We start from the raw sequence: 18,026 nt of genomic DNA, 5'->3' as shown, positions 1-18,026 counted from the left end.
TAGGATGAGAGTCGTTTTACAACGCGTCAAAGAAGCGAGCGTGACGGTCGACGGAACGATCATCGGTCAAATCGATCGGGGATTTTTATTGCTCGTCGGGGTCACGCATGAGGACACGCTCGATCAAGTCAATTGGTTAGCAGATAAAATTGCCGGGCTACGCGTGTTCGAGGATGAGGAAGAACGGATGAACCGTTCGCTCGATGATGTCGACGGGAAGATTTTATCGGTCTCCCAGTTCACGTTATACGGAGACGTCAAAAAAGGGCGGCGTCCGGCATTTACCGAAGCCGCGAAGCCAGATCTTGCAAATGAACTTTATGAAGCTTTCAATACACGGATTCGTTCGAACGGGACAACGGTCGAAACGGGACAGTTCGGTGCGATGATGGATATCGCCCTCATCAATGACGGACCGGTCACGTTAATTTTAGAAAAGTGACCAAAGTCTTGACAGGACTTCGGGAACGATGCAATATAAATGGTAACAGAACGATTATAGAACCGATGACGAAGAGGAGTAATTCAAGACCTCGTCTGCTTAGAGAGTCGCCCCTTGGCTGAAAGGGTGATCAGATGACCTGGATGAAAGACCCTTCCGAGGTATTTTCCTGAACACTGCAGTAGGGAAAATCGTAAGCAGGCGTTAACTGCACCGAGTGGCTGAATTTTTTCAGCAACCAGGGTGGTACCACGGGATCTTCAAGTTCTCGTCCCTTTGCGGACGAGGACTTTTTTGTATTCATTTTTAAGGAGGAATTAGGATGAAATTACCACGCGGTACGTTTGATATCCTTCCGGGGACGGTTGAACGCTGGCAGTATATCGAAAATCAATTACGTGAGATTAGTAAACGATACAACTATAAAGAAATTCGGACACCAATCTTTGAAGAAACAGAACTCTTCAAACGGGGTGTCGGAGAAACGACCGACATCGTTCAAAAAGAAATGTTCATGCTCGAAAAACGCGGGAAAGATCAATTTACACTTCGTCCGGAAGGGACGGCAGCGGTCGTACGGTCATTCGTGACGAACAAACTGTACGGAGCACCGAACCAGCCGACGAAATTGTTCTACATCGGACCGATGTTCCGTTATGAACGTCCGCAAGCAGGACGTTTCCGTCAGCTCCACCAGTACGGCGTCGAAGCGCTTGGCAGTGAAGAACCGGCAATCGATGCAGAAGTCATCAGTCTCGCGATGAGTATCTACCGGTCGTTCGGTCTGAAACAATTAAAACTTGTCATCAACTCACTGGGTGACAGCGAAAGTCGTGCCGCACACCGTGAAGCACTCGTCAACCACTTCAAGCCGGTCGCACACGAATTGTGTCAAGATTGTCAAAACCGCTTGGAAGCGAATCCGTTGCGTGTCCTTGACTGTAAAGTCGACCGGAATCACCCGAGTATGGCGACGGCACCTTCGATTCTCGATTTCTTGAATGCAGCGTCGAAAGACTACTTCGATCAAGTCTTATCGCACCTTGATGCATTAGGGATTGAATATGTCATCGATCCGACACTCGTCCGTGGTCTTGATTATTACAACCACACGTCATTTGAAATCATGTCCGAGGCAGAAGGTTTCGGTGCGATTACGACGCTTTGCGGTGGTGGACGGTATAACGGTCTCGTCGAACAAATCGGTGGACCTGCGACACCAGGGATTGGGTTTGGGATCGGCATCGAGCGTCTCTTGATGGCACTTGAGAATGAACAAGTCTTGCCGGAAATCGACGAAGCGATTGATGTCTTCATCGTCGCCCAAGGCAATGAAGAAGTCGAAAAAACAGCGACACGCCTGCTCCAATTGATGCGTCTCGAAGGACTCACGGCAGATCGTGATTATCTCGGTCGCAAATTTAAAGGGCAGTTCAAGGCAGCGGACCGGATGAAGGCGCGGTATACGGTCATCCTCGGTGATGAAGAAGTCGAGCGTGGTGCCGCAGCATTAAAAAATATGGAGACAGGCGAACAGACAGATGTTCCCTTGTCGGCGGTCGCAGATACGATCGTCGCAAAATTAAAGGAGGCAACACAATGATCGGACGCACACATATGAATGGACACGTGACGGAAGACGTCATCGGACAGTCCGTCCAACTAAAAGGATGGGTTCAAAAACGACGCGACCTCGGGGGCTTGATTTTCCTCGATCTCCGCGACCGGACAGGAATCGTCCAAGTCGTCTTCCAACCGGAAAACGAACAAGCACACCGCTTAGCGGAATCGATTCGTTCCGAGTACGTGCTTGATATTAAAGGGAAAGTCGTCCAACGCGAAAATCCGAACCCGAACATGCCGACGGGGCTCGTTGAAGTCGTTGCGGATGAAGTCGTTATTTTGAACGCTTCAAAAATGACGCCATTCCCAATCAGTGAGGAAGCAGAGCAAACATCAGAAGATCTTCGTTTGAAGTATCGTTACCTTGATTTACGTCGCCCGTCGCTCCAAGAGACATTCCGTCTCCGTTCGAAAGCTTCGAACATCATGCGGAACTTCCTTGACGAGCAAGATTTCCTTGAGGTCGAAACACCGATCTTGACGAAATCGACACCGGAAGGCGCGCGTGACTATCTCGTACCAAGCCGTGTCCACCCAGGTGAATTCTATGCGTTACCACAATCACCACAGTTGTTTAAACAGTTATTGATGGTATCTGGTTTTGAGCGCTACTTCCAAATCGCACGTTGTTTCCGTGACGAAGACTTACGGGCAGACCGTCAGCCGGAGTTCACGCAAGTCGATATCGAAACGAGCTTCATGGACGTGGAAGACTTGTATGCGATGATGGAGTCGATGATGACACGTGTCATGAAAGAGACACTCGGAAAAGACATCGTGACACCATTCCCACGGATGCCATACGCAGAAGCGATGAGCCGATTCGGTTCGGACAAACCGGATACACGCTTCGGTCTCGAACTGATCGATGTTGCGGAAGCCGTCAAAGGGGCAGGCTTTAAAGTCTTCGATATGGCGCTTGAAGCCGGTGGCGAAGTCAAAGCATTGAACGTCAAAGGGGCAGCAGACAACTTCTCACGCAAAGACATCGATAAATTACAAGAGTTCACGGCAATTTACGGCGCGAAAGGTCTCGCCTGGGTCAAAGTGACTCCGGACGGCTTAAACGGACCAATCGCGAAATTCTTTGACGAAGCAGCGGTTGCGCGTCTCGTCGCAGCAACGGAAGCAGAAGCAGGTGACTTACTCGTCTTCGTCGCAGCAAAAGCGTCGATCGTCGCGGATAGCCTTGGTGCACTTCGTCAAAAACTGGCGAAAGAACTTGGTTTGATTGACGAAACGGTCTTTAACTTCCTCTGGGTGACGGACTTCCCACTCGTAACATTCGAAGAAGAAGACGGCCGTTTCTATGCGAACCACCACCCATTCACGATGCCACGCCGTGAAGACCTCGACAAACTTGAAACGGACCCAGGTAACGTCCTTGCCGTCGCCTATGACCTAGTCTTGAACGGGTATGAGTTAGGTGGCGGATCGCAACGGATTTATGAGCGCGATATCCAAGAGCGGATGTTCAAATTACTTGGTTTCACGGAAGAAGAAGCGAACGAACAGTTCGGATTCTTGATGGAAGCCTTTGAATACGGTACACCGCCGCACGCCGGTATCGCACTCGGTCTTGACCGCTTGATCATGTTACTTGCGGGACGGACGAATTTACGCGATACGATTGCGTTCCCGAAAACGGCGTCAGCGAGCGACTTGTTGACTGCAGCACCGAGCCCGGTCTCGGACGCACAATTAAATGAGTTGTCAATCCGGACGGCTGTCAAACAATAATCATCACATCAGACTTTCTTCCTCTTTTGGAAGGGAGTCTGTTTCTTTTAGTTAAATGGGTTTTGACTAATTCAAGATTCTGATTTTTTAAGAGTGATTGGAAGATTAGGAGGGAGCAACAATGGAACGGAGTTTTTTTGAACGGTCACCGCTTGAAGTCGGCAAAGAATTGATTGGGAGTGTTCTGACGGTCGATGACGTGACGATGCGAATCGTCGAGGTCGAAGCGTATCTCGGACCGGATGATCAAGCTGCACATTCCTACAGTGGCCGTCCGACGAAACGAACGGCACCGATGTTCGGTGAAGCAGGGCATCTCTATGTCTACTTTACTTATGGCATGCATCATTGCTTGAATTTTGTCTGTGGAGAGGTCGGGCAAGGGTATGCCGTCTTACTGCGGGGAGCGGAAATCATTTCAGGTCATGAGATCATCGCCTATCGTCGATTTCATAGATCGTATCACGAACTGACGAACACCCAACTCAAAAACTTGGTCAACGGACCAGCGAAGCTCTGTCAGGCCTTTGGCTTAACGACTGCTGAGTCGGGGGAAGATTTATATCAAGAACGTTTTCGGCTCGTTGCGGGTCAGTCTGGACAAATCATCGAGACGACACGGATTGGGATTCCGAATGCCGGTGAAGCGACACACTATCCGTGGCGGTTTTATGAAGAGGGAAGTCCTGGTGTCAGTAAAAAGTGACAACAAAAAAAGACGCGAGGGACAATGAAGTCCGTCGCGTCTTGACGTTTTATTTAGGAGTGTTCGTTGTTTTTTTAGATTGTTGTTGTTTATAAAACTTATAGACGATTGGTCCAACTGTCGTCGCGAGCGTGATTAACGTTCTTAATTTTCCTTTTTTAGCCATCTGTCTGTCACTCCTTACACCGTTTTGTATTAACTATATTCCACGAAAACAAAAAGCTGAAACCTTTTCGGCATATTGCAGAGTAGGCGAATCCCGAAATCCTTGAGATGATGAAACAGGACGAGGGTGAAAGGAGACGAGATGATGAGTGGAATCGTATGGTACCGTGCTGATTTACGTGTCGACGATCACGAAGCCTTAGCGCAGGCACGTCAGGCACATTCAACGGTCAAAGCTGTCTTTGTTCAACAACCGTTAAATACGAGACGATTTGAACGTGGACGTGCTCAAATGAAATTTGAGCGTGAAACGTTACAGACGCTTCAGGAGGAGTTAGGACGACTCGGAATCGAGTTAACGATTTTAACCGGGGACGTCAGCGAACAGTTGGGACGGTTTATGAAGCCGGGAGACGTCGTTTACTTTCATCGGATGACGGGGTATTACGAATCAATTGATGAGCGGGCAGTGCTTGCACAATTCACGGCACACATCTATGAAACGCAGACGTTGTATCGCCGTGAACAAATCGGTAGCGACAAATTGGCGCATGTCTTTTCAGCCTTTCGCAAGAAAGTCGAGCGGTCGGGACATTTTGAACAACCAGTTGCGATTGAAGACCCTGCGGCTGCTATTACGTTACCCGCTTATGCATCAGGTGATGCGTTTCCCTTTGAAGGAGGGGAGATGACGGGGCGTGCAAAATTAAAAGCATATCTGGAAGGACCTATTTTTACGTATAAGGAAACACGGAATGGTTTCGGTCGGGATGATTCCTCCAAATTATCGGCCTGGTTAGCGAACGGTTCCTTATCCCCACGCCGGGTCATGGCAGAACTTCAAAGCGTAGAAAGACGGCATGGTGCTAATGAATCGACATACTGGTTGTATTTCGAGTTACTTTGGCGCGACTTCTTTCATTTCACGATGCGAGAGACGGGGAATCGATTATTTCTTGCGCAAGGTTTACGAGAAGGGAGTAACGTCTGGCCGACGGACGAGTCAATCATTTCGATGTGGATCGAAGGACGAACTGGGCAACCGTTCGTGGATGCCTTCATGCATGAATTTCGAGAAACGGGATGGATGTCGAATCGTGGGCGACAAATTACTGCGAGTTATTTGATTCATGAGCTTGGACAGGATTGGCGCGTCGGGGCGTCATACTTTGAAAGCCAACTGATCGATTATGACGTCGCTTCAAATTATGGTAACTGGGCTTATATCGCAGGTGTCGGAAATGCGACTCGAATTCCACGCTTCAATCCTATTTTTCAGCAACAAATGTATGATCCGACAGGCGCCTTCACGAGGCGTTGGACATCACCCTGAGTCGTTAAAAAAATATCATTTTTTTAGAAGCAGATTGAGTTGCAATTCGGTTAGGGGAATGCTATATTAAATGCAACAGATGGGGTTCCTGAGATGTACGAGAGCCGCCTTTTATCTTTGAGCCACTCTTTTTTGATAGGGAGTTTGACGTTCCAACTAGTAGTACATGCCTCGTAACACAGCAGGAGGACGTACGAATAGGAATCGGATAAGACACCCACCTGCACAGCAGGTTCAAAAATAAGGTATCGACACGGCACTTCGGGTCCCATCGTCTTTTTATTAAAATTAAAAATGATTAAAAAAAGACACGTCGCATGACGTTTTTTTTTATGATATAATTCCGAGTAAAACAGTATGAGAATTGTGAGGTTAGAGACATGTTACATCAATTTTCACGTAATGAATTAGCAATCGGTAAGACGGGACTTGAAGCATTGGCATCAAAGTCTGTCGCTATCTTAGGAATTGGCGGCGTCGGATCATTTTCGGCAGAAGCACTGGCCCGGAGTGGTGTCGGACGATTGATTCTCGTCGATAAAGATGACATCGATATCACGAACGTCAATCGCCAAATCCATGCCCTGCTGCCGACCGTCGGACAACCGAAGGTCGATGCGATGGCAGATCGGTTGATGTTGATCAATCCCGATTTAGAAATCGTCCGCCTGAAGATGTTCTACAATGAAGAAACGTACGAATCCTTTTTTGACCAACAACCGGACTATGTCATCGATGCATCAGATACTGTCTCGTTTAAAATTCATTTGATTAAAGAGTGTAAACGACGCAACATTCCAATCATCTCGAGCATGGGGATGGCAAATAAAATGGATCCGACACGGATTAAGATCGTTGACATCAAAGATACGACATATGATCCATTAGCAAAAGTCATCCGGACACGTTTACGCAAGGAAGGGATCCATAAAGGTGTTCCTGTCGTCTTTTCGGATGAACCACCTGTCAAAACAATCGAAGAAGTGCGTCAAGTCGTCGGAAATGACGAAGCAGTCATTCGAAAAGCGAAGATGCCACCAAGTTCGAACGCATTCGTTCCGTCGGTCGGTGGTTTGATTGCAGCAAGTCACGTCATCAATGAGATCGTTCGCGAAGCAGGCGTTACGATCGAACGCGTCCGTTAAAAAAAGCGACCACTTCGGTCGCTTTTTCGCATCTTGAATGGTTACGGCTGTTTTTTCCAAAACTCGAGTCGGGCTTGGAGCTGTTTCTCGAAGCCGCGTGGACTTGGTTCATAAAAGACCGGTTTCGTCCGCGCTAAGTTTTCCGGCCAATAGCTTTGTTTCACGTAAGCGTGAGGGAATTGGTGCGGGTATTGATAAGCGACACCATTTCCGAGTGCTTCTGCACCGGGATGATGGGCGTCACGAAGATGCGGTGGGACCGGTCCGCCGTCCGAACGTCGTACGAGAGCCAGCGCCTTGTCGATTGCTGTGATGACGGTATTTGACTTAGGTGCCGTCGCCAAGTACAACACCGTTTCAGCGAGCGGAATTCGTGCTTCCGGAAAACCGACGTATTCACACGCACGAGCACAAGCGTCGACAATCAACAGAGCTTGTGGATCCGATAGCCCGATGTCTTCCGCGGCATGGACGTACAACCGTCTGACGATGAAACGAGGACTTTCGCCCGCTTCAATCATGACGGCGAGCCAATATAATGCTGCGTCCGGATCGGATCCGCGGATAGATTTAATGAAAGCCGAGATAACGTCATAATGGCGATCACCGTCTTTATCGTATTTCAATGCTTTTTGCTGAATCGATTCTTCGGCGACGGCGAGATCAATCGTGATTTCTCCGTCGACTTCCGGAGTCGTCAAGACGGCGAGCTCGAGTGCATTCAATAAGGCACGGTAATCGCCGTCAGATAGTTTAACGTAATGATCAATCGCTTCTTCTGTAATCGAAATCGGATATTTTCCAAGACCACGGTCTTTATCTTGTAACGTGCGGTTAAGCACGACACGTAAGTCGTCTGCAGTCGGCGGCTCGAACCGAAAGACGGTCGCCCGGGAAAGTAAGGCGGCATTGACCTCAAAGCTCGGATTTTCTGTCGTCGCCCCAATCAAGGTGATTGTACCCGCTTCAAGAGCAGGGAGCAACGCGTCTTGTTGCATTTTATTGAAACGATGGATTTCATCTAAAAAGAGGATTGTTTTTTGATCATCGAACTGTAGGCGAGATTCTGCTGCCTTCAAGACATCGCGTAATTGATCGAGTTTTGCGGTGACGGCGTTCAACTGTTCGAAAGCCGACTTCGTATAGCTCGAGATGACACGCGCCAGTGTCGTTTTTCCGGTTCCCGGTGGTCCGTAAAAGATGACCGTTCCGAGTCGATCGGCAAGAATGGCACGACGTAAAAGGGTCGTCTCTCCAATCAAATGCCGTTGACCAACGATTTCCTCCAGTGACTGAGGACGCATCCGGTTGGCGAGCGGTCCAGCAGGATATTTTGATTCAAATAAATTAGCCATAGGTAGCGTTCCTTCTTTCCACGTGGATTCAGCTCCTACTATACTAGAAAGGATGTTATTTCGCATGATGAAAATTTCGACGAAAGGCCGTTATGGTCTGACAATCATGATCGCACTCGCTAAAGGAGGCGAACAAAAGCCGCTATCCTTAAAGAAAATTGCCCAGATGTATAATCTGTCGGAGCATTACTTGGAACAATTGATTGCCCCGCTCCGTAATGGCGGGCTCGTCAAAAGTGTCCGTGGTGCTTACGGTGGATACAAATTAGGACGAAAAGCGGAAGAAATCACAGCCGGTGATATCATTCGTTTGCTTGAAGGACCACTCGTCGTTGTCGAAGGGGACAATTGTGATGAAGTGACGAAACGTAAATTATGGGATAAAATCCAAAGTGCAGTCGATCAAGTACTTGATTCGACGACATTAAAAGATTTAGCGGAAGATGATGATACTGGATATATGTTCTATATATGAAAGGTGAGACAAATGATATATTTTGATCATGCAGCGACAACGCCGATGCACCCTGATGTACTACAAACAATGACTCCATATATGCTCGAACAGTTTGGTAATCCTTCGAGCGTCCATGCCTTTGGACGTTCGGGACGAGCTGCAATCGACGCGGCACGTCGAACACTTGCGAGTGAACTGAATGCCAAACCGAATGAAATCATTTTCACGGCGGGTGGAACGGAGTCGGATAACTATGCGATTCTTGGTGCTGCGATGAAATATCAAACACAAGGTCGCCACGTGATTACGACACGCTTTGAACATCATGCCGTCTTGCATGCGTTCGAGGAACTCGAAAAACGTGGATTTGACGTGACGTATTTAGAAGTTCCGGAGTCGGGCGTCGTCACGATCGACGCACTCGCGGCGGCACTTCGTCCGGATACAATTCTTGTTTCGGTCATGTTCGGAAACAATGAAGTCGGGACACTGCAACCAATCAAGGAAATGGGCCAGCTATTAAACAAGCAAAATATTCTCTTTCATACGGATGCGGTCCAAGTCTTTGGCAAGCTGAGTCTCGACGTCGAAGAATGTCAAATTGACCTATTATCGGCATCAAGTCATAAAATCAATGGACCAAAAGGAGTCGGGATGCTCTACGTCCGGACAGGTGTTCAATTAGAAGCGCAATCATATGGCGGTGAACAAGAACGGAAGCGTCGCGCGGGAACAGAGAACGTCGCTGGAATCGTCGGTTTCGCAAAAGCCGTTCAATTGATCGTAGCAGAACGTGACATACTGAAAGCCCAGTCGGAAGACTTGCGTCACTTGTTACTCGAGCGCCTCGATACCGCCTCGATTTCCTATGAACAAAACGGTCATAAAGGACTGCCGCATATCGTCAATCTCTATTTCCCACGTGTCGAGATTGAACCGTTTTTAATCATGCTCGACATGCGTGGAATTGCCGTCTCGAGTGGGAGTGCCTGTACGGCAGGATCGATTGAACCGTCCCACGTGTTGTCCGCGATGTACGGTGAAAATGACCGGACGCGGCAATCGGTCCGAATTAGTTTTGGACGGGGAAACGATAAGGAGCAAGTCGAACTACTCGCACAAGGATTGATAGATGTCGTAAAATCGTTTCAGAACAAATAAGAGGTGAAAGCAATGAATACAAGAGCAAAAGCGCCAAGTGAGACGACAGTCGTCGTCGGAATGTCTGGCGGCGTCGACTCGTCCGTCACAGCACACTTGCTGAAAGAACAAGGGTACAACGTCATCGGAATCTTCATGAAAAACTGGGATGATACGGATGAAGACGGTTTTTGTACAGCGACGGAAGACTATGAAGATGTGATTGCGGTCGCCAATCAAATCGGCATTCCGTACTATGCAGTCAACTTCGAAAAAGAATACTGGGACAAAGTCTTCACGTATTTTTTGAATGAATATAAACTGGGTCGGACACCGAATCCGGATGTCATGTGTAACAAGGAAATTAAGTTCAAAGCGTTTCTTGATCATGCCATGCGTCTCGGGGCGGATTTTGTCGCGACAGGTCATTACGCGCGTGCGGTCTATGAAGACGGGGAGCACAAGTTACTCCGTGGGGTCGATACGAATAAAGACCAAACGTACTTCTTGAACCAACTGTCACAAGACCAAATTGCGAAAGCGATGTTCCCAATCGGTCACATGGAAAAATCAGAAGTCCGGAAAATCGCGGAAGAAGCGAACTTGGCGACAGCGAAGAAAAAAGATTCGACCGGTATCTGTTTTATTGGTGAACGGAACTTTAAACAATTCCTCAGCCAATACCTCCCGGCACAACCGGGCGAAATGCGAACACTCGACGGGAAAGTCATGGGACGTCACGATGGTTTGATGTATTATACGATGGGACAGCGTCATGGACTAGGGATTGGTGGAGACGGAGAGCCTTGGTTCGTCGTCGGAAAAAATCTTGCGGATAACGTCTTGTTCGTTGATCAAGGCTTCCATAATGAACTGCTCTACTCGGAAGGATTATATGCGTCAGACATCAGCTGGACGGCACCACTGAAAGTCGGCGATACATTCCGGTGTACGGCGAAGTTCCGCTACCGTCAAGAAGACTCAGGCGTGACTGTCCGCTTGCTTGAAAATGGACGTCTTGATGTTGCCTTTGACGAACGCCAACGGGCCATCACACCGGGACAAGCCGTCGTCTTTTATGATGGTGATGTCTGCTTAGGTGGCGCAACGATTGACGAAGCGTACAAAGCGGGCGAACGTCTTACGTATCTTGCATAAGGGAGAGAACACGATGAATTATAACGAAGTAGGATTTAGACATTTAGAAGCGGGAAATTACGAACTGGCGGCGCAAGCGTTCAACGATGCGATTGAAGAAAATCCGAATGATCCGACGGCATATGTCAATTTGGGGACGTTGCTTCAATCGATGGATGACGCGGACCGGGCATTACGTTTTTATGAAAAAGCGCTGACGATTGATCCAACGTTCGCAAGTGCCCACTATGCAAAAGGGGCATTGTTCTTTGCGGCAGAGCAACTTGTCGAGGCAGAAGATGCCTTACGACTCGCCTTACTCCATGGACTTGATGACGCCGATCTACACTTCATGCTTGGTCTGACGTATCAAAAGCTCGGGGATCCTGTCCGGGGAATTCCTCGCTTGAAACAAGCGACGGAATTGAACGGGGTGGACGTCGAAATTGCTTTCCAATACGGCCTTGCGCTCGCGCAAAACGAACAGATTGAAGAAGCGGCAGAAATTTTCGAACAAGTCCTGTTGTTAGAAGAAACGCACACGGACGCACGCTATAACTATGCGATTGCCCTTGCATTTCTTGGTCAGCAAGAAGCGTGTTATACGGAGCTCGAGACGGTTCTTGAATATCAACCGAATCATACGCTCGCGCAAGATGCGAAAGCGAAAATGGATTCTTTGTTAAAATAAGGTCCATGAACGGGTCTGACGCATAAGTCAGACCAGCATCAAGCCGTGTGACGGATGTTTCCGTCCTTCAACAATCAAATGGCCGACGATTCCACTTCTCACGGGATCGTCGGCCATTTTTTATACAACTTCTTATGATTCAAAATCGTTTAGTGCATAGCCAGGCGAAGTGAGTGGGGTGGCGGTTCATTAGTTTCCGACTTCACGTACGACGCGTTGCGGCGGACCAGAAAAGTCTTCGTACGCCTCGTCCATATTTTTTGTATAGAGCTCAATCACGTTTTGTTCGGTATCTTTAAAATAAGCGGAGTATTCTTTATCATTTGAAGTTTCTTGTTCATCCCATTCTCGAATCTTAACGGCAATATCTGCTTCCCGTAAGACGTTCAGAGCGTCCTCGAATCGGTTTTTTTCAATGTAAAAGGCGCAGTGGACGTGAGTCCCTCCTTCATCATAAAGTGAATCCCACTTCGTGACCGGTAGATTTTTGACAGTCCGTTCCTCAAGGGTGAAATCTCGTTTGAGCCAGAGTCCGAGTCGCGTGTTTCCACCAATATAGAGCCATGTCGCCCAAACGCCGTCTTGAGTGGCTTGCTCTTTACTTGGTTCCGCGTCATCCGGAGCCCATTGTTCGACAATCGGTATTCCGAGCGTCCCATGCCAAAAGTCGACAGCACGTTCCATATCCTCTACTTCAAGTACTAATTCACATAAGCCAGCAATTGGTAATCGTCCCACAAGCTTCTCCTCCAATTCGATTTTTAGTCCAACTTCACTTTCCCTGATTTTAAATCGATTAAACGAATGCTATGATGGTGAGAGCGTAGTGAGATCGTAGTCTTTTAGAAAGTAGGTGGAGTGATGGAGCACCCCCATCAAGTCGTCGGTCGTGTTAAACGTGTGCTCTTCTCCTCCGAAGAAGAAGCGCATTCCATCGTATTGGTGGCTGTGAAGGAAAAAAACTTTGAATTGAAAGAAACCGAACTCGTCGTGACGGGAACAGGTGTCGGAATTGAACTTGGCGGTACGTACCAGGCATTCGGACGATTGATTGATCATCCACGGTTCGGGAAACAATTAAAGGCAGAGTTGATTCGCCGCTCTGTTCCGATGACGAAGCATGCCGCTGTCCGCTTTTTGACGAATGGATCGTTTACCGGCATTGGTCCGAAAACAGCGAAAAATATCGTCGAGGCACTTGGCGAGGATGCGATCGATGTCATCTTAAAAGATAGCCGTGCCCTCGATCGTGTGCCTGGACTTAAACAAAAACAAGCTGACGTCATCTTCAGTCGACTGGCAACGCTCTATGGTGTTGATCAATTGATGTTGTTTTTGGCACCGTTCGACGTCACGCCGAAACTGGCAGCTAAAATTTATGCGGCGTACGAAGGGGATGCGATGGCGCGGATTCGTGAAAACCCGTATTCCTTGATGTACGAAGTGAGCGGGATCGGTTTTAAGACGGCCGATCAAATTGCCTCCCATCTCGGGTTAGTTGGTCTTCACCCGGAACGCGTTGCAGCGTCCGTCATGCACATACTTGAGCAAGAGGCAGGGGAAGGACATGCTTTTGCGACGATTGATTCCCTGTTGCAACGCGCTCCCCGCCTGCTAGGGGAAGACCCAGGCGAACGACTCGAACAGGCAATCGAGTTGTTATTGACAGAAGATAAAGTAAAACTCGAAGAAGGCTGTCTGTATCTGCCGACGATTTATTATGCGGAAGTCAGGGCGGCAAAAGAGCTGGCACGCGTCATGGCGAATGGAGCAGAACAAGAAGTCGATGTCGCGACGATCTTAACGGCAATCGGTCAGCTCGAAGAACGTTTCGGGATGGAATATGCGACGCAACAACGAGAAGCGATTGAACTGGCCGTCAAAGCACCATTGATGGTCTTGACCGGTGGACCGGGAACCGGTAAAACGACGGTCATCAAAGGAATCTTACATGCCTTACAAGAAATCCATGATTGGCCGCTCGAAAAAAGCCAAGTCAAATCAGGTGATGTGTATCCGTACGTTCTCGTCGCACCGACCGGGCGTGCTGCAAAACGATTGTCGGAAGCGACCGATGTTCCAGCGATGACAATTCATCGGCTGTTGAAGTATGACGGCTCAAATTTTCAATTGAATGAAGATCAACCGATCACCGGAAAAGTGTTGATCATCGATGAATCATCGATGATTGATATCTACCTCTTGTCGAGTCTCCTTCGCGCCGTACCGAACGGGATGAAAATCTTGTTCGTTGGTGACCGGGATCAACTGCCGTCGGTCGGTCCGGGACAAGTGTTGGCTGATTTAATGGATACGGACGGGATTCCGGTCGTACGACTCAATGTCGTCCACCGTCAAGCGGAGGATTCATCGATTTTACGATTGGCTCACGATTTGAAAAATCGGGTCACATCGGCTGATTTATTGGCACCGTTATCGGACCGCCGTTTTTATTCACTGGCTCCGCAAGAATCATTACGCGGGATTGCCGCGTTCGCTGAAAAAGCGTTAGCAAAAGGCTACTCGAAGTTCGACGTCCAAGTCCTCGCCCCGACGTACCGCGGACAAGTCGGGATTGATGAACTCAATCTCGCGCTGCAGAATGTCTACAATCCGGAAGCACCGAAAAAACGGGAAGTGAAGCAAGGAAATCGGTTGTACCGGAGCGGGGATAAGATTCTGCAGCTCGTCAACAATGCAGAAGAAAATGTCTACAATGGTGATATCGGCGAAATCGTCAACATCTTTTTTGCGAAAGAAAACGTCGATAAAGTCGATAAAATCATCGCGCGGTTCGACCAGACGGAAGTCGAATACAATCGCAGTGACTGGGACCAATTCACACATGCCTATGCGATCACGATCCATAAAGCCCAAGGGTCGGAGTTCCCGATTGTCTTGATGCCTGTCTTCTTCACGGGCGCCTTTAAGCACTCGAGAAACTTAATTTATACGGCCGTGACCCGTGCGAAAACAAGTTTGTTGTTGTTCGGAGATCCACGCGCCTTTCACAAGGCATCACAAGAAGAAGAACCACGCCGGCGGACGCGGTTGATTGAACGTCTCGGTGGTGCGACAAAGACTTGACGGAATACGTTGGATAGGTAATAATCACGTTAGATGAATGGACGTAAAACGTTGATGGAAGATAAGTAGAGTGATGCAATCATGACGAAGAGAGAGATGGATTTGCTGCAACCATCTCCGTGATGCCTCATTTGAAGCTCCTTCTTGAGTCGAGTGAAAACACTTGCGGTTAATCCTCGTTATTGGATTTTTCGAGGTAACATCCGTAACAGCGGATGTTGCGAACGAGGGTGGTACCACGAGAGCGATGCTTTCGTCCCTTTCCTAGGGGATGATGCATCGTTTTTTTTGCGTTCAGGATGAACTTATTAATTAATTGGGGGTATTTTCGATGAAACCATTAAAACCGTTGACTGGCGCACAAATCCGTCAGATGTATCTCGACTTTTTCCAATCGAAAGGTCACGCTGTGGAACCGAGTGCTTCACTCGTACCAGTGGAAGATCCAACATTGCTTTGGATTAACTCAGGTGTCGCGACATTAAAAAAATATTTTGATGGACGTGTCATCCCAGACAATCCAAGAATCGTCAATGCACAAAAATCGATCCGGACGAACGATATCGAGAACGTCGGTAAAACAGCACGTCACCATACGTTTTTTGAAATGCTCGGTAACTTTTCAGTCGGTGATTACTTCCGTGAAGATGCGATCAAATGGGGCTGGGAACTCTTAACGAGTGACGAATGGTACGGTCTAGATCCAGAGTACTTGTCTGTGACGATCCATCCGGAAGACGATGCGGCACGCCAAATCTGGCTTGAACTCGGTGTTCCGGCTGAACGGATCATTCCGCTCGAAGATAACTTCTGGGAAATCGGTGAAGGTCCATCTGGTCCGAACACGGAAATTTTCTTTGATCGTGGTCCAGACTTCGGTGACGACCCGAACGATTCAGAACTCTACCCAGGTGGCGAAAATGAACGTTACCTTGAAATCTGGAACATCGTTTTCAGTCAGTACAACCATGATGGAAACGGGAACTATACAGAACTTCCACGCAAGAACATCGATACAGGAATGGGTCTCGAACGGATGGCAAGTGTCTTACAAAACGTGCCGACGAACTTCGATACGGACTTGTTCATGCCGATCATCCATAAGACGGAAGAAATGAGTGGTAAAAAATACCGTGATGACGCGAAGCTGGATGTAGCATTCAAAGTCATCGCTGATCATATCCGAACAGTTTCGTTTGCGATTGGCGACGGCGCATTGCCGTCGAACGAAGGACGCGGGTATGTCCTCCGTCGTTTACTTCGCCGGGCAGTCCGCTATGCGAAAATGCTTGGAATCGAACGTCCGTTCATGTACGAGCTCGTGGATACGGTCGGTGGCGTCATGGTTGACTTTTATCCACAAGTTCCAGAGAAGGCGGACTTCATCAAACGTGTCATCAAGAATGAAGAAGAACGTTTCCACGAAACATTACAAGATGGTCTCGCGATTTTAAATACGGTCGCTCAGACGGCTAAAAATAATGGGGAGCATACGATTAGTGGGGAAGATGCATTCCGTCTTTATGACACGTATGGTTTCCCGCTCGAATTGACGGTTGAATATGCAGAAGATCATCAAATGGCAGTTGACGAAGAAGGCTTCAAACGGGCGATGGATGAGCAACGTAAGCGGGCTCGTGCGGCACGTGAAGATGGCGGATCGATGCAACAGCAATCTGAAGTGCTTGCGACATTGACGGTACCAAGCCGGTTCGTCGGTTATACGGATGTGAAGACGGATGCAACGATCGTCGCATTACTTCATGATGGAGAGCATGTCACGGAAGTCGCAGCAGGCGAGCAGGCACAAGTCATTTTAGACATCACGCCGTTTTATGCTGAGAGCGGTGGTGAAGTCGCGGATACAGGAACGATTGAAGGAAAAGATTTCGTCTTAGACGTCAAAGACGTGCAAAAAGCACCGAACGGGCAAAACTTGCATACGGTCATCGTTCGGACAGGGATTGCACTCGCGGATGCTTCAGTCATCGCAGAGGTCGAAGAGGCATCACGTAAAGCCATTACGAAAAACCATACAGCAACACACTTGTTGCATAAAGCACTAAAAGATACACTCGGCACGCACGTCAATCAAGCAGGATCACTCGTGTCAGCAGATCGTCTTCGCTTTGACTTCTCTCATTTTGGTGCAGTCACGGCAGATGAACTGAATACGATTGAACAGGATGTCAATCAGGCAATCTGGGCATCGCTGGCTGTTGATATCGAAGAAATGAACATCGCTGACGCAAAAGCAAAAGGGGCAATGGCACTGTTCGGTGAAAAATATGGTGAGACGGTCCGTGTCGTATCGGCAGGAACGTATTCAATCGAATTATGTGGCGGGATCCACGTCAAGAACACGGCGGAAATCGGTCTTTTCAAAATTGTTTCTGAATCAGGTATCGGTGCTGGTACACGTCGGATTGAAGCGGTCACAGGAGCTGGTGCATATCGTGTCATGAATGCGCATCTTGAGACGCTCGAACAAGCAGCACGTGTCCTGAAGACGAAAACGACGGAAGTTCCGAGTCGAATCGAAGCGTTACAAGTTCAATTACGTGAGACAGAACGCGCAAACGAATCACTCCAAGCAAAACTTTCGAATATCGAAGCAGCATCACTTAAAGATGACGTTGAATTGATCAATGGTGTCCAAGTCCTTTCGAAACGTGTCGATGTGTCTGATATGGATGCATTACGTGGGATGATGGATGAATTGAAAGGTTCACTCGAGTCAGCAATCATCGTCCTCGGCAGTGCTCAAGGCGACAAAGTGAACCTCGTCGCAAGTGTCTCGAAAGATTTAATCGACCAAGGTTATCATGCTGGAAAGTTGATTAAAGAAGTTGCGACACGTTGTGGCGGCGGTGGCGGTGGTCGCCCCGATATGGCCCAAGCAGGTGGGAAAGATGCTTCGAAATTAAATGAAGCGTTGGCGTATGCTTCACATTATGCGCAATCACTGGCATAATAGAAAAGTAGTGTAAATGAAAGAGGTGATT

General features: G+C 48.3%; 14 protein-coding genes, 1 other RNA gene and 1 other annotated feature. Of the genes, 13 read left to right on the top strand and 2 right to left on the bottom strand.

Annotated elements, in window-relative coordinates:
• The first annotated feature begins 4 nt into the window (after positions 1-4).
• From dtd to P403_RS0103145, 7 genes are all read left to right on the top strand, one after another.
• Entirely contained in the window at positions 5-442 is a 438-nt protein-coding gene (gene dtd / locus P403_RS0103175; RefSeq protein ID WP_029331031.1) for a D-aminoacyl-tRNA deacylase, read from the top strand.
• Positions 443-498: 56 nt separating this feature from the next.
• Positions 499-721: a binding site (T-box leader), on the top strand.
• 43 nt (positions 722-764) lie between these two features.
• Complete coding sequence (hisS, locus tag P403_RS0103170; RefSeq protein WP_029331030.1) at positions 765-2,045, top strand: histidine--tRNA ligase; 1,281 nt, start codon at positions 765-767, stop codon at positions 2,043-2,045.
• Complete coding sequence (aspS, locus tag P403_RS0103165) at positions 2,042-3,805, top strand: aspartate--tRNA ligase (RefSeq protein ID WP_029331029.1); 1,764 nt, start codon at positions 2,042-2,044, stop codon at positions 3,803-3,805. The genes hisS and aspS overlap by 4 nt, the downstream gene beginning before the upstream one ends.
• 121 nt (positions 3,806-3,926) lie before the next feature.
• Positions 3,927-4,511 carry a DNA-3-methyladenine glycosylase gene (locus tag P403_RS0103160; protein ID WP_029331028.1) on the top strand — a complete coding sequence of 195 codons (585 nt, stop codon included), beginning with the start codon at positions 3,927-3,929 and terminating at the stop codon, positions 4,509-4,511.
• A gap of 310 nt (positions 4,512-4,821) precedes the next feature.
• A complete protein-coding gene (locus P403_RS0103150) occupies positions 4,822-6,009 on the top strand; it encodes a DASH family cryptochrome (RefSeq protein WP_029331027.1) in 1,188 nt (395 codons plus the stop codon).
• A gap of 82 nt (positions 6,010-6,091) precedes the next feature.
• Positions 6,092-6,281: non-coding RNA, 6S RNA (gene ssrS / locus P403_RS16375), on the top strand.
• Between the two features lie 108 nt (positions 6,282-6,389).
• Positions 6,390-7,154, top strand: coding sequence for a tRNA threonylcarbamoyladenosine dehydratase (locus P403_RS0103145; RefSeq protein ID WP_029331026.1), 765 nt, complete (start codon positions 6,390-6,392; stop codon positions 7,152-7,154).
• A gap of 41 nt (positions 7,155-7,195) precedes the next feature.
• Here P403_RS0103145 and P403_RS0103140 read toward each other — a convergent pair whose 3' ends face one another.
• Complete coding sequence (locus tag P403_RS0103140) at positions 7,196-8,509, bottom strand: replication-associated recombination protein A (RefSeq protein ID WP_029331025.1); 1,314 nt, start codon at positions 8,507-8,509, stop codon at positions 7,196-7,198.
• A 67-nt stretch (positions 8,510-8,576) separates the two neighbouring features.
• Between P403_RS0103140 and cymR the strand changes: the two genes are divergently transcribed.
• From cymR to P403_RS0103120, 4 genes are read left to right on the top strand one after another with little or no spacing between them, the layout of a single operon-like run.
• The gene (gene cymR / locus P403_RS0103135; RefSeq protein WP_029331024.1) at positions 8,577-8,984 is read left to right on the top strand and encodes a cysteine metabolism transcriptional regulator CymR; all 408 of its coding nucleotides are present in this window, start codon (positions 8,577-8,579) and stop codon (positions 8,982-8,984) included.
• Between the two features lie 12 nt (positions 8,985-8,996).
• Positions 8,997-10,127, top strand: a complete 1,131-nt coding sequence (locus P403_RS0103130) for a cysteine desulfurase family protein (protein WP_029331023.1) — start codon at positions 8,997-8,999, stop codon at positions 10,125-10,127.
• A 12-nt stretch (positions 10,128-10,139) separates the two neighbouring features.
• Positions 10,140-11,264 (top strand): tRNA 2-thiouridine(34) synthase MnmA, encoded by a 1,125-nt coding sequence (gene mnmA / locus P403_RS0103125; protein WP_029331022.1) that lies wholly within the window; start codon positions 10,140-10,142, stop codon positions 11,262-11,264.
• Positions 11,218-11,934 (top strand): tetratricopeptide repeat protein, encoded by a 717-nt coding sequence (locus tag P403_RS0103120; RefSeq protein WP_235195163.1) that lies wholly within the window; start codon positions 11,218-11,220, stop codon positions 11,932-11,934. Before mnmA ends, P403_RS0103120 begins: the two co-directional genes overlap by 47 nt.
• 189 nt (positions 11,935-12,123) lie before the next feature.
• On the opposite strand, the gene P403_RS0103110 is transcribed toward P403_RS0103120, so the two are convergent.
• On the bottom strand, positions 12,124-12,672 hold the full coding sequence (locus P403_RS0103110) for a VOC family protein (RefSeq protein WP_034800839.1): 549 nt from the start codon (positions 12,670-12,672) through the stop codon (positions 12,124-12,126).
• Between the two features lie 123 nt (positions 12,673-12,795).
• Here P403_RS0103110 and recD2 point away from each other — a divergent pair, with 123 nt between their 5' ends.
• Positions 12,796-15,021 carry an SF1B family DNA helicase RecD2 gene (gene recD2 / locus P403_RS0103105; RefSeq protein WP_029331019.1) on the top strand — a complete coding sequence of 742 codons (2,226 nt, stop codon included), beginning with the start codon at positions 12,796-12,798 and terminating at the stop codon, positions 15,019-15,021.
• A 331-nt stretch (positions 15,022-15,352) separates the two neighbouring features.
• Entirely contained in the window at positions 15,353-17,995 is a 2,643-nt protein-coding gene (alaS, locus tag P403_RS0103100; RefSeq protein WP_029331018.1) for an alanine--tRNA ligase, read from the top strand.
• Positions 17,996-18,026 lie beyond the last annotated feature (31 nt).

The organism is Exiguobacterium oxidotolerans JCM 12280, assembly GCF_000702625.1.
In the GTDB taxonomy this organism is placed as follows: domain Bacteria; phylum Bacillota; class Bacilli; order Exiguobacteriales; family Exiguobacteriaceae; genus Exiguobacterium_A; species Exiguobacterium_A oxidotolerans.
This window is presented reverse-complemented; position numbering and strand designations above follow the sequence as displayed.

What these genes read in the sequence shown, in the direction of transcription:
- hisS (WP_029331030.1), top strand. Translation starts at nt 765, where the DNA reads ATGAAATTACCACGCGGTACGTTTGATATCCTTCCGGGGACGGTTGAA.
- recD2 (WP_029331019.1), top strand. Translation starts at nt 12,796, where the DNA reads ATGGAGCACCCCCATCAAGTCGTCGGTCGTGTTAAACGTGTGCTCTTC.
- P403_RS0103150 (WP_029331027.1), top strand. Translation starts at nt 4,822, where the DNA reads ATGAGTGGAATCGTATGGTACCGTGCTGATTTACGTGTCGACGATCAC.
- aspS (WP_029331029.1), top strand. Translation starts at nt 2,042, where the DNA reads ATGATCGGACGCACACATATGAATGGACACGTGACGGAAGACGTCATC.
- P403_RS0103140 (WP_029331025.1), bottom strand. Translation starts at nt 8,509, where the DNA reads ATGGCTAATTTATTTGAATCAAAATATCCTGCTGGACCGCTCGCCAAC.
- P403_RS0103130 (WP_029331023.1), top strand. Translation starts at nt 8,997, where the DNA reads ATGATATATTTTGATCATGCAGCGACAACGCCGATGCACCCTGATGTA.
- P403_RS0103160 (WP_029331028.1), top strand. Translation starts at nt 3,927, where the DNA reads ATGGAACGGAGTTTTTTTGAACGGTCACCGCTTGAAGTCGGCAAAGAA.
- alaS (WP_029331018.1), top strand. Translation starts at nt 15,353, where the DNA reads ATGAAACCATTAAAACCGTTGACTGGCGCACAAATCCGTCAGATGTAT.
- dtd (WP_029331031.1), top strand. Translation starts at nt 5, where the DNA reads ATGAGAGTCGTTTTACAACGCGTCAAAGAAGCGAGCGTGACGGTCGAC.
- cymR (WP_029331024.1), top strand. Translation starts at nt 8,577, where the DNA reads ATGAAAATTTCGACGAAAGGCCGTTATGGTCTGACAATCATGATCGCA.
- P403_RS0103145 (WP_029331026.1), top strand. Translation starts at nt 6,390, where the DNA reads ATGTTACATCAATTTTCACGTAATGAATTAGCAATCGGTAAGACGGGA.
- mnmA (WP_029331022.1), top strand. Translation starts at nt 10,140, where the DNA reads ATGAATACAAGAGCAAAAGCGCCAAGTGAGACGACAGTCGTCGTCGGA.